At 71.6% G+C, this 10,912-nt stretch carries 12 protein-coding genes and 1 pseudogene; 5 read left to right on the top strand and 8 right to left on the bottom strand.

Features of this window, described 5'->3' with window-relative positions; all coding sequences use genetic code 11:
• The 3 genes and pseudogenes from ACYVE7_RS19935 to ACYVE7_RS19945 form a co-directional block, all read right to left on the bottom strand.
• Window positions 1-215 (bottom strand): annotated as a pseudogene (locus tag ACYVE7_RS19935) (hypothetical protein); the annotation flags it as partial.
• A 115-nt stretch (window positions 216-330) separates the two neighbouring features.
• Entirely contained in the window at window positions 331-657 is a 327-nt protein-coding gene (locus tag ACYVE7_RS19940; protein ID WP_460366467.1) for a hypothetical protein, read from the bottom strand.
• A 10-nt stretch (window positions 658-667) separates the two neighbouring features.
• The gene (locus ACYVE7_RS19945; RefSeq protein ID WP_460366468.1) at window positions 668-1,069 is read right to left on the bottom strand and encodes a hypothetical protein; all 402 of its coding nucleotides are present in this window, start codon (window positions 1,067-1,069) and stop codon (window positions 668-670) included.
• A 99-nt stretch (window positions 1,070-1,168) separates the two neighbouring features.
• On the opposite strand from ACYVE7_RS19945, the gene ACYVE7_RS19950 reads away from it, so the two are divergent.
• Window positions 1,169-1,702, top strand: coding sequence for a GNAT family N-acetyltransferase (locus ACYVE7_RS19950; RefSeq protein WP_460366469.1), 534 nt, complete (start codon window positions 1,169-1,171; stop codon window positions 1,700-1,702).
• Window positions 1,703-1,767: 65 nt separating this feature from the next.
• On the opposite strand, the gene ACYVE7_RS19955 is transcribed toward ACYVE7_RS19950, so the two are convergent.
• The 4 genes from ACYVE7_RS19955 to ACYVE7_RS19970 all read right to left on the bottom strand — a co-directional run bounded on the left by ACYVE7_RS19955 (window position 1,768) and on the right by ACYVE7_RS19970 (window position 5,476).
• The gene (locus ACYVE7_RS19955; protein ID WP_460366470.1) at window positions 1,768-2,592 is read right to left on the bottom strand and encodes a MetQ/NlpA family ABC transporter substrate-binding protein; all 825 of its coding nucleotides are present in this window, start codon (window positions 2,590-2,592) and stop codon (window positions 1,768-1,770) included.
• Window positions 2,593-2,640: 48 nt separating this feature from the next.
• Window positions 2,641-3,285 carry a methionine ABC transporter permease gene (locus ACYVE7_RS19960; protein ID WP_460366471.1) on the bottom strand — a complete coding sequence of 215 codons (645 nt, stop codon included), beginning with the start codon at window positions 3,283-3,285 and terminating at the stop codon, window positions 2,641-2,643.
• On the bottom strand, window positions 3,282-4,265 hold the full coding sequence (locus ACYVE7_RS19965) for a methionine ABC transporter ATP-binding protein (RefSeq protein WP_460366472.1): 984 nt from the start codon (window positions 4,263-4,265) through the stop codon (window positions 3,282-3,284). The genes ACYVE7_RS19960 and ACYVE7_RS19965 overlap by 4 nt, the downstream gene beginning before the upstream one ends.
• Window positions 4,266-4,573: 308 nt before the next feature.
• Window positions 4,574-5,476: a carbohydrate kinase family protein gene (locus ACYVE7_RS19970; RefSeq protein WP_460366473.1), complete on the bottom strand. Its 903-nt coding sequence runs from the start codon at window positions 5,474-5,476 to the stop codon at window positions 4,574-4,576.
• Window positions 5,477-5,651: 175 nt separating this feature from the next.
• Between ACYVE7_RS19970 and ACYVE7_RS19975 the strand changes: the two genes are divergently transcribed.
• The 4 genes from ACYVE7_RS19975 to ACYVE7_RS19990 are packed head-to-tail and all read left to right on the top strand — an operon-like array spanning window position 5,652 to window position 10,730.
• On the top strand, window positions 5,652-8,108 hold the full coding sequence (locus ACYVE7_RS19975; RefSeq protein WP_460366474.1) for a bifunctional acetate--CoA ligase family protein/GNAT family N-acetyltransferase: 2,457 nt from the start codon (window positions 5,652-5,654) through the stop codon (window positions 8,106-8,108).
• A 56-nt stretch (window positions 8,109-8,164) separates the two neighbouring features.
• Window positions 8,165-8,749: a DUF5998 family protein gene (locus ACYVE7_RS19980; protein WP_460366475.1), complete on the top strand. Its 585-nt coding sequence runs from the start codon at window positions 8,165-8,167 to the stop codon at window positions 8,747-8,749.
• Window positions 8,746-9,855, top strand: coding sequence for an alkaline phosphatase family protein (locus ACYVE7_RS19985; RefSeq protein WP_460366476.1), 1,110 nt, complete (start codon window positions 8,746-8,748; stop codon window positions 9,853-9,855). The genes ACYVE7_RS19980 and ACYVE7_RS19985 overlap by 4 nt, the downstream gene beginning before the upstream one ends.
• Window positions 9,856-9,908: 53 nt before the next feature.
• Window positions 9,909-10,730, top strand: coding sequence for a sulfurtransferase (locus ACYVE7_RS19990; RefSeq protein ID WP_460366477.1), 822 nt, complete (start codon window positions 9,909-9,911; stop codon window positions 10,728-10,730).
• 1 nt (window position 10,731) lies between these two features.
• Here the strand turns inward: ACYVE7_RS19990 and ACYVE7_RS19995 are convergent.
• A partial coding sequence (locus ACYVE7_RS19995) for a CHAT domain-containing protein (RefSeq protein WP_460366478.1) occupies window positions 10,732-10,912 on the bottom strand: 181 nt, incomplete at its 5' end.

Below are 10,912 nucleotides of genomic sequence, written 5' to 3' on the forward strand. Positions count from 1 at the left end.
GCGATCCGCGCGGAATCCTCGAGCACCGGCCTCAGCAGCAGCGCCAGCACCGCCCCCGCGGCCGGCGAAGGCACCCACACATAGTGCCGGGGCGCCGCCAGCCCCGCCGCCACATAGGCCGCGTGGACCCCCGCCTCCGCACGCGCCCGATCAGCACCGACCGCCGCGAACGCCCCCACCTGCCGGGCCGCCGGAGCGAAAACAGAAGAACTCATCAGCAGACCACCATCCAGATCATGACCACGAACAAGGAACCGGCAGGGCACAACGAAGCACCCGGCCACCGTGAAACAGCAAGAACCCCACCGCCCCGACCAGCGGACGGGGGCGCTAGTCGGCTACCACGCGGACGGCGCCGGGGATGTATTCGCGCTGGCGGATGACGCGGTACCAGCCGGGTGGGAGGGAGATCGGGCCGTGTTCCTCGTGGACCAGACGGCCGCCCTTGGGGAGGTGGAGGTGGTCGGGGGTGAGGGGGTCGCCGTCGCGGAACAGGTCGCCGGGGGCGTGGAGGGCGTGCGCGTGGCCGGTGGCCTGGCCGAGCGCGAGGACGATCCGGCCGCGCGCGTCACGTGCCGCGGGCGGCAGGGCCTGGACGGAGACCGGCACCGCTTCCGCGTCGACCGGCTGAATGAGGATGTCTCCCTGTCTGAACATGCATTCGAATCTAGCGATCCCCACTGACAAAATCCGGCAGCTTCCCGCGCCCGGGGACGGCCGCCAGAAGTTCCCGTGTGTAAGCGTGCGACGGCGCATCGAACAGATCATCAGATACCCCGACGAACCGCCCGGCGCGCATCACGGCCACCCGGTCGCTCACCTTCACTGACGCCAGCGGATCCTGGAACACCGTCGAGAACTCGCGCCGCACCGCCCGCAGTTCCCGTTCGGGCAGCGCGCCGAGCTCACGCTCGTCGTAGCCGATCCGCCCGGAGTCATGGCTGACCAGCAGCAGCGCCATCCCCGTCTCGTCCCGCAGTCCGTGCAGCAGCTCCAGGATCCGCCGCTGCACCGTGACGTCGATCCGGGGAGGTGAGGGAAGATCGGTCGCGCGACCAAGATCTTCCAATAGCCCGGTGGTGGGCAGCGCGCAACTTTCCCTACCAAATTACTTGGGAATTCGGAAAATGTCTGGCGAGGGAGTGGTGATCTTGTTAGGGTCGGCGGGGTGATCTCCTGGCGGCGGCTGGCCGAAACGGACTTTCCCCTGCTGCGCGTGTGGCTGGAACAGCCGCATGTGGCGCGCTGGTGGGACCACGAGACCAGCCTCGAGGCCGTGGCCAGGGACTTCGGGCCCGCCGCCCGCGGCGAGGACCCCTCGGAAGATCTGCTGGTCTCGGTCGACGGCCGTCCCGTGGGCCTGGTGCAGCGGTGCCGGATCGCCGACTTCCCCGAGTATGTCGAGGAACTCGCCGAGGTGATCGATCTGCCGCCCGAGACCTGGACCCTCGACTACCTGATCGGCGACCCCGCCGACACCGGACGCGGGCTCGGCACCGAGATCATCAGGGCGGTCGCGGCGTCGGTCTGGGCCGACCACCCCGCCGCCGCGACGCTCATCGTGCCGATCTCCGCCGCCAACCGGAACTCCTGGCGCGCCCTGGAGAAGGCGGGTTTCCAGCGGTTCGCCGAGGTCGAGCTGGAGCCCGACAACCCGATCGACGACCGCGCCCACTTCCTCTACCGGCTCGACCGGCCGTGACGGCGGGGGCGTGACGGCGAGGGGCGGGCTCCGGCGAACCGGCGCCCGCCCCCGTCATGCCGGGATCAGACGGCGGGGATGACGGAGCCCTGGTACTTGTCGGTGATGAACTTCTTGACCTCGGGGGACTGGAGCAGTTCGCCGAGCTTCTTGACCCGCGGGTCGGACTCGTTGCCCTTCTTCACGACCAGGCCGTTGGCGTAGGGGTTGCCGTCGGCCTTCTCCAGCACGAGGGCGTCCTCGGCCGGGTTGAGCTTGGCGGCCAGCGCGTAGTTGCCGTTGATCACCGCGGCGTCGACGTCCTCGAGGGAGCGCGGGAGCTGGGCGGCGTCGAACGCCTTGAACTTGAGGTTTTTGGTGTTGGCGGTGATGTCGCGTTCGGTGGCGGTGGTGCTGGCCGGGTCCTTCAGCGTGATCAGACCGTTGTCGGCGAGCAGCTTCAGGGCGCGGGCGCCGTTGGTCGGGTCGTTGGGGATCGCGACGGTCGCGCCCGCGGCGAGCGCGTCCAGCTTGTCGATCTTCTTGGAGTAGACGCCCAGCGGCTCGACGTGGACGTTGACGGTCCAGGTCAGTTTGTCGCCGTGCTGCTGGGAGTACTCGGTGAGGTACGGCTTGTGCTGGAAGTAGTTGGCGTCGATCGCGCCGTCCTCGACGGCCGGGTTGAGCTGGGCGTAGTCGGTGAACTCCTTCACCTCCAGCTTCAGGCCCGCCTTGTCGGCGAGGTCGGACTTGATGAAGTTGAGGATGTCGCCCTGCGGGACGGCCGTCGCGCCGACGACCAGCGCCTTGGCGGGGTCGGCGGGCTGGGTGGCCGGGGAGTCCGAGCCGCCGCAGGCGGCGGTCAGGGCCAGGGCCGCCGCGGACGCGAGGAGGGTGAGCTGCTTCAGCACGACAAGTGCCTTTCGGAAGGAACGGAGCCGTAAATGGGCCCCGTGCGGTTATTTGTGGGACAGACGCCGGACGAGGAAGTCGCCCAGCACCTGCACGAGTTGGACCAGTGCCAGCAGCACGACCACACAGATGATCATGATCTGGGTGTCGTACCGCTGGTAGCCGTAGCGGATGGCGAGGTCGCCGATGCCGCCGCCGCCGATCACACCGACGATCGACGAGTAGCCGATCAGCGCGATCACGGTGATCGTCAGCCCCGCCACCAGGCCCGGACGGGCCTCGCGCAGCAGGACCTTGCCGACGATCCGCGGCCGGGAGGCCCCCATGGCGCGGGCGGCGGACACCACGGCGGGGTCCACCTCCCGCAGGGAGACCTCGACCAGCCGGGCAAAGAACGGGATGGCCGCGACGGTCAGCGGCACGATCGCCCCCGCCGGGCCGTAGGAGGTGCCCGCCACGATCCGGGTGAACGGGATCAGGGCGACCATCAGGATCAGGAACGGCATCGCGCGGCCGAGGTTCACGACCAGGCTGAGCAGCCGGTTCACCGGCCAGAAAGGCAGCAGCCCGTCCCGGTCGGTGAGGATCAGCAACACGCCGAGCAGCAGCCCGCCGAGGGCCGTCAGCAGGGTCGCGGGCCACAGCATCTGCCAGGTTTCGGCGAGCGCCGTGGTCAGCAGGTCGGTGGTCACGCGGCGATCTCCAGGGACAGGCCGTGCTCGCGCAGGTGCGCGATCTGCGGGGCGTTGAGTTCGGGGGAGCCGGGCAGCTCGATCCGGAGCCGCCCGACGCGCAGGTCGCCGACCTCCTCGATGGCGCCGCCGAGCACGTTGACGTCGATCGAGTAGGTGCGGGCGAGGGTCGAGATGAACGGGGTGGCGGCGTCCTCGCCGACGAACGTCACGTCCAGGACGGTCATGCCGGGACGCGGTACGGCGGGCGGCAGCGGGAACAGGTCGCGTGCCAGCACCGAACCCGGCTTGACCAGCAGGTCGTGTACGAGGCCCGACTCCACGATCCGGCCGTCGCGCATGATCGCGGCCGAGTCGCAGACGCGTTTCACGACCTCCATCTCATGGGTGATCAGCAGGACGGTCAGCCCGAGCTCCCGGTTGAGCCGGCGCAGCAGCTCCAGGATGGAGCGGGTGGTCTCGGGGTCGAGCGCGGAGGTCGCCTCGTCCGACAGCAGCACCTCGGGGTCGGCGGCCAGGGCGCGGGCGATGCCGACGCGCTGCTTCTGCCCGCCCGAGAGCTGCGCCGGGTACTGCCCGGCCTGCCCGGAGAGCCCGACCAGGTCGAGCAGTTCGGCGACGCGCGCCTTGCGCTCCCCGCGCGGCAGCCCGGTCACCTCCAGGGCGAAAGCCACGTTCCCGGCGACGTCGCGGGAGGACAGCAGCCCGAAGTGCTGGTGGATCATCCCGATCTTCTGGCGCTTGGCGCGCAGCGCGGACTCCGGCAGCGCGAGCATGTCGTCACCGCCGACGATCACCCGGCCGGAGTCGGGCCGCTCCAGCACGTTGACGCTCCGCAGCAGGGTCGACTTGCCCGCGCCGCTCCGCCCGATCACCCCGTAGATCTCGCCGGGGGCGACCCGGAGGCTGACGTCGTCGAGCGCGGTCACCGGCCCGCCACGGGTCCGGTAGACCTTGTTGACATTTTCGATCTGAATCAAGGGATTTCTCTCATGCGCAGGCGGGCTCGCGGTGACGCGGCGCGACGCGGTCAGGGCTGGAATGCAGCGGAGACGAAGCTCAGGAAAAGGTGTGCGGGGGCTCGCTTCGGGGCGCGAGTCGGCTCGTGGGCCCTCAGACGCACATTCGACAACACGACATGACGCGCATGTGGCCCAGGGGGCGGCGGCGACAGATCGTGGTCATGACAGCAGTGAACCATAGGACGCTGATGTCGCCAAATCCGGAAGAAACGCGAAAAGGGCGGGACGTCCGAAGACGTCCCGCCCTTGACGAGGAAGAACAGGCCCTACAGCGGCGGCCGGGCGCCCAGATGGCCGATGGCCTTGGCGGCGAGCCGGCAGCCGGCCGTCAGCGCCTCGGCGGGCGGCTTGCCCTCCAGCCAGGCGGGCAGGAAGCCGGCGGCGAACGCGTCGCCCGCGCCGGTGCCGTCGACGACCTTCTCGACGGCCTCCGCGCCCGCGACGATCGGATCGGGACGGCCGTTGGTGTACCAGAGCGCGCCTTCGGGGCCCAGCTTGATCACGACCTGCGGGTACCAGGCGGTGAGGACCTTCGCGGCCTGCTCGGGCTCCTCGCGGCCGGTCAGCACCTCGGCCTCGTCGGCCGAGACGATCAGCAGCCGGGTGCCCTGGGTCCACTCGAAGAACGGTTCCGCGCCGGCCCGCTTGAGCGGGGAGGACGAGCCGCCGTCGACCGAGACCGACATGTTGGCCTGGCCGGCCAGGGCCAGCGCGTGCAGCGCGGCCTTCCGGGAGCCCTCGTTCAGCAGCGCGTACCCCGAAAGGTGCAGGTGCGATCCGGGGGAGAACAGGTCGGCGGGGATGTCGTCGGGCAGCAGCGCCGCGTTGGCGCCGGGGTCCGACATCATCGTGCGGTCGCCCTTGTGGGTGATCAGCACGACACAGGTTCCGGTGGGCCGCTCGGGGTCCATGACGAGCCGGGCGTCCACGCCGTAGCCCATCAGCTCCATGTCGCGGTTGCGTCCCGCGATGTCGGAGCCGCGACGGCCGATGAAGGCCACCTCGACCTCGTTGGGATGCTCGACGGCGAGCCAGGCCGCCACATTGGCCCCCGAACCCCCGCCGTGCATGGTGACGCTGGCCGGGGTGTCGCTCCCCTTGGCCAGGGGGTACGCGGCCCGCGCCACGGCGTCGGTCATCAGATCGCCGACCACGACCACGCGTGTCATCGTTGTCACCTCGCAAGAGACAAGCCTGCACCACCCGGATGACCTTTGTACCCGGGCGTGTCGTTGAACCTAACAGCTTCCAAGGTCCGATGAGGTCTCGAACTCGCAGCGAAACCGGGAACTGACGGTTGTGACCGACCCGTAACCCGAATTCGCCCTCGGCTACCCTCAGATCGTGAGCCAGCCCACATATCCGGCGCATTGGGAAGCGGACGTCGTCCTGTCCGACGGCGGGACCGCCCACCTGCGGCCGATCCGTCCCGCGGACGCCGATCGCCTGCGGACCTTCTATACGCGTGTGTCCGCCGAGTCGATCTATTACCGCTTCTTCTCGCCGCGCCCCCGGCTGTCGGACAAGGAGATCGAGCATTTCACCACGGTCGACTATTCCGACCGGACGGCGCTGATCGCCGTGATCGGCGAGGAAATGGTCGGGGTGGTGCGCTATGACCGCACAAAGGAGCCGGGCGAGGCCGAGGTCGCGTTCCTGATCGAGGACGCCCATCAGGGCCGCGGCGTCGGCTCGGTGCTGCTGGAGCACATCGCGGCGGCGGCCAGGGAGCGCGGGGTGGAGCGGTTCGTCGCCCATGTGCTGCCCGACAACCGGAAGATGACCAAGGTCTTCCGGGACGCCGGGTACGCCGTCGCCCAGCGGTTCGAGGACGGCGTGCTCCAGCTCCATCTGGATCTCGCGCCCACCGAGACCTCGCGGGAGGTGATGACGGCCCGTGAGCACCGGGCGGAGTCCCGGTCGATCGAGCGGCTGCTGTTCCCGCGGTCCGTCGCGGTGATCGGCGCGAGCCGGGACTCCCACAGCGTCGGCCAGACCGTGCTGCGCCATCTGCTGGGCGCGGACTTCACCGGACCGGTCTACCCGGTGCATCCGGAGGCCAAGGCCGTCGCGGGGGTCAGGGCGTACGCGCGGGTCCTGGAGATCCCCGACGAGGTGGATCTCGCGGTCGTGGCGGTGCCCGCCGAGTCGGTGCACGAGGTCGTCGCCCAGTGCGCGGGCAAGGGCGTGCACGGGCTGGTCGTGGTGTCGGCGGGCTTCGCCGAGGTGGGGCCGGAGGGGGCGCGCAGACAGGAGCATCTGGTGAAGCTGGCCAGGCTCAACGGGATGCGGGTCGTCGGGCCGAACTGCCTGGGCATCGCCAACACCGATCCGGCCGTGAAGCTGAACGCGACGCTCGCGCCCGTCATGCCGGGCCGCGGCTCCGTCGGTTTCTTCTCCCAGTCCGGCGCGCTCGGCATCGCGATCCTCCAGCGGACCGCGGAGCGGGGTCTCGGCCTGTCGACGTTCGTGTCGGCGGGCAACCGCGCCGACGTGTCCGGCAACGACCTCATGCAGTACTGGGAGGAGGATCCGTCGACCAGCGCCGTCCTGCTCTATCTGGAGTCGATCGGCAATCCGCGCAAGTTCACGCGGCTGGCACGGCGGCTCAGCCGGTCCAAGCCGATCGTCGCGGTGAAGACGGGCCGGTCCACTCAGGGGGTTCCGGCGGGCCACGCCGTCCGCGATCTCAGCCTGCCCGACCATGCCGTCAGCGCCCTGTTCGAGCAGGCGGGGGTGCTGCGGGTGGACGACCTCGGCGAGCTGTTCGACGTCGCGCAGCTCCTGGCCTACCAGCCGCTGCCCGCAGGCAACCGGGTCGCGGTGATCGACAACGCGGACTCGCTCGGGCTGCTGGCCAGGGACGCCGCCGCCGCGCTCGGCCTCGACCCGCGCACCCCGGTGACCCTCGGCCCTGCCGCCAAGGCCGCCGACTACGAGCACGCCCTGGCCGAGGCGCTGGCCGATCCCGGGGTGGACGCGGTGGTCGTCCTTTACACCCCGCCCGTCATCGGCGGCGCGGAGCTGATGTTCGGAAAGAAGCCCGGCAACGATTCGGTCGCGGCGGTGCTCAGGGAGGCTTCGGCGGGTGCGCGCAAGCCCGTCCTGGCCACCTATCTGGGGGCGAAGGGGATGCCGCGCGATCTGCGGCTGCCCGAACCGGACGGCGAGGCGGGGCCCGGTTCCGTCCCGTCGTATCCCGCGCCGGAGGACGCCATGCGGGCGCTGGCCTACGCCGCCAGGTACGCGGGCTGGCGGCGCAGGCCGCACGGCATCGCCCCCGAACTGGAAGTGGACCGCGACACCGCGCGTGACCTCATCGCCGGCTGGCTGGCCGGGGACGGCGAGCCGGACGCCGCCGCCCTGCTGGCCTGCTACGGGATCACCGTCGGCGGTGACGCTCCCGGCCTGGCCCTGCACCTGGTCACCCAGGAGGACCCGTCGTTCGGCCCGGTCGTCTCCTTCCGGCTCGCCGACGTCGCCGCCGAGCTGATGGACGACCGCGCCTACCGGCTCGCGCCCCTCACCGACGTCGAGGCCGCCGGGATGGTCCGCGCGATCCGGCTGGCCCCGCTGCTCTTCGGCCACCAGGGCGGCGACCCCGTGGACGTCGCGGCGCTGGAGGACCTGCTGATCAGGGTGGCGCTGCTGGCCGCCGACCATCCGGAGGTGGCGCGCCTCGAACTCGACCCGGTCACGGCTCGTCCCGACGGCCTGACGGTCGGCTCCGCGACGCTCCGGATCGCCGAGCCGGCGGGGCTCCGCCCGGAGCTCGAACCCCGCCGGATGCGCCCCCTTTGATGATCATGACGGGTCGCGGGATGCGTCGGGTGCACCGGACAGGGCAGGATGGTGGGATGAGGGAAACGCGAGCGAGGGACGGCCAAGGGCTGCGCACGGCCATCGAGCGCAGCGGCTACTATCCGGCGCTGGTCGCCGACGCGGTCGAGTCCGCGCTGGGCGCCGAGCCGCCTGTGGCCTATGTCGTCCACCACGAGGCGGCCTTCGACCCCGGCATGGAGGTCCGCAGGCACGCCACGGTCCTCGTGCTGTCGCCGACCAGGCTGCTGTTCTGCCACACCGACGAGCACCCGCCGAGCGAGCTCGTCCCGCAGGCGCACTGCTCGACCACGACCGAGGCCGTCCGGCTGGACAGGGTCGGCTCGGTGACGGTCACCCGGATCGTCGCCGCGCCGGAGAACTACCGTCCCGGCCTGCCGCCCGCCGAGGTCGAGCTGACCGTCCGGTGGGGCGGGGCGTCCCGGATCGATCTGGAGCCCAACACCTGCGGCGACGAGAACTGCGACGCCGACCACGGCTACTCCGGCATCGTCGCGGGCGACGACCTGTTCCTGCGGGTCAGCGAAGCCGCCGACGGGGCTGAGGCGGTCAGCCAGGTGCTGGCGTTCGCCGCCGCGCTGTCCGCGGTCACCACCGGATGACCGGCGCGCTCCCCGTACCGAGGTACGGGGAGGCGTCGCTGGCCGATCTGTCGTCCTCGGTGCTGGCCTCGCTCGGCGTGCCGGGCGCGGTCGACGTGCTCGGCCTGCCCGAACTGCCGCGCGCCTGCGTCCTGCTGATCGACGGGCTGGGCTGGGAACTGCTCAGGGAGCACGCCGCCTATGCGCCGTTCCTGTCGTCGCTGGCGGGCGCGCCGCTGACCGCCGGGTTCCCCGCGACGACCGTGACGAGCCTGTCCTCGCTGGCCACGGGCCTGCCGCCGGGCGAGCATGGGATGCTGGGCTACCAGGTCGCGGTGCCGGGCGAGGGCCGGCTGCTCAACTGCCTGCGCTGGGACGGTGACCGCACCGACCCGGCCGCCTTCCAGTCCAACCCCACCGTGTACGGGCGTGCCAACGCCGCCGGAGTGGCCTCCAGCTATGTGGCCGCCGGCGCCTATCTCGGCACGGGCTTCAACCGGGTGATCACCCGTGACGCCCGCTATGTGCCGGCCGACAGCCTCGGCCAGCTCGTCGCCCGCGCCGAGGAACTGCTGACGGGGCGGGCGCACGTCACCGTCTACCACTCCGACCTCGACTCCTCCGGCCACCTGTACGGGGCGGGCTCGGCGACCTGGCGGCACCAGCTCCGGTTCGTGGACACCCTCGCCGAACGGCTTTACGAGGTGCTGCCCGCGGGTACCGCCCTGTACGTCACCGCCGACCACGGGATGACCAACCCGACCGACCGGGTCGACGTGGACGTCGTGACCGAACTACGGGAGGGGGTCGCGCTGCTGGGCGGGGAGCCCAGGGCGCGGCATGTCTACGCCTCGGAAGGGGCGGAGGAGGACGTTGTGCAGACCTGGCGGGCCGTCCTGGGGGACAGGGCGTGGGTGATGAGCCGTGACGAGGCCGTCGAGAGCGGCTGCTTCGGGCCGGTGTCGGACGGGCTGCGCGCCCGGATCGGGGACGTCGTGGCGGTGCCGCACGGGGCGCTCGCCGTCATCGCGTCGCAGGCAGAGCCGCTGGAATCGGCTCTGCTCGGGATGCACGGCTCGCTCGTTCCCGAGGAGCAGTTGGTGCCGTTGCTGCGGGCGGCACGGTGAACACGGGACCTGGACCCCTCCCCGAACGGGACACTTCGGTTCAGACTGGCCATGTGCCGCAGCCTCTGATCGACGCCGCCGCTCTGGCGCGTCTCACCCCAGCGCCCGTGATCCTGGACGTCCGGTGGCATCTGGCCGGACCGCCCGGGATCGAGGCCTACCGGGCCGGACACCTGCCCGGCGCCGTCTTCGTCGACCTCGACCATGATCTGGCGGGCCCGCCCGGTGCGGGCGGCCGCCATCCGCTGCCGTCCGCCGGCCGCTTCCAGGAGGCGATGCGCGCCGCCGGAGTGGGCGACGACACTCCTGTCGTGGTCTACGACGACGCCGACGCGACCTCCGCGGCACGCGCCTGGTGGTGCCTGCGGTACTTCGGGCACGAGCGGGTCCGGGTGCTGGACGGCGGGTTCCGGGCCTGGCGCGAGTCGGGCCTGCCCGTCGAGACGGAGGTGCCGGAACCGGTGCCGGGCACGTTCACGGCCCGTCCCGGCACCCTGCCCGTCCTGGACGGCCCGGGCGCGGCCGTGCTCGCCAAGGCCGGGGTCCTGCTCGACGCCCGCGCCGCCGAACGGTTCCGCGGCGAGCACGAGCCCGTCGACGCGAAGGCCGGCCACATCCCCGGCGCCGTGTCGGCCCCGACCCTCGGCAACGTCGGCGTGGACGGCCGGTTCCTCCCGCCGCCCCTGCTCCGCGACCGTTTCGCCGCCCTCGGCGCGACGGACGCCGCCGACGTCGCCGTCTACTGCGGTTCCGGGGTGACGGCCGCCCACGAGGTCCTGGCGCTGACGCTGGCCGGGGTACCGTCGGCCCTCTATCCCGGGTCCTGGTCCGACTGGATCACCGACCCCACCAACCCGGTCGCCACCGGCCCCTGACTCAGCCCGCCCCGAACACCTGGAATCCGAGCACTCCGTCGCACTTCGCGAGCCCGGCGAGCACCCGCGCCGGGCTCCCGCCCCCGGCCAGCCCCCGGTGGAACGCGGCCATCAGCTCGGCGCTCCGCGCACCGTCGACGGGCAGCACCGAGGCGACCACGGTCCGCACGCCGGACGCCAGC

The organism is Actinocorallia lasiicapitis, from assembly GCF_054778695.1.

What these genes read in the sequence shown, in the direction of transcription:
- ACYVE7_RS19940 (WP_460366467.1), bottom strand. Translation starts at nt 657, where the DNA reads ATGTTCAGACAGGGAGACATCCTCATTCAGCCGGTCGACGCGGAAGCG.
- ACYVE7_RS19970 (WP_460366473.1), bottom strand. Translation starts at nt 5,476, where the DNA reads ATGACACGCGTGGTCGTGGTCGGCGATCTGATGACCGACGCCGTGGCG.
- ACYVE7_RS19980 (WP_460366475.1), top strand. Translation starts at nt 8,165, where the DNA reads ATGAGGGAAACGCGAGCGAGGGACGGCCAAGGGCTGCGCACGGCCATC.
- ACYVE7_RS19985 (WP_460366476.1), top strand. Translation starts at nt 8,746, where the DNA reads ATGACCGGCGCGCTCCCCGTACCGAGGTACGGGGAGGCGTCGCTGGCC.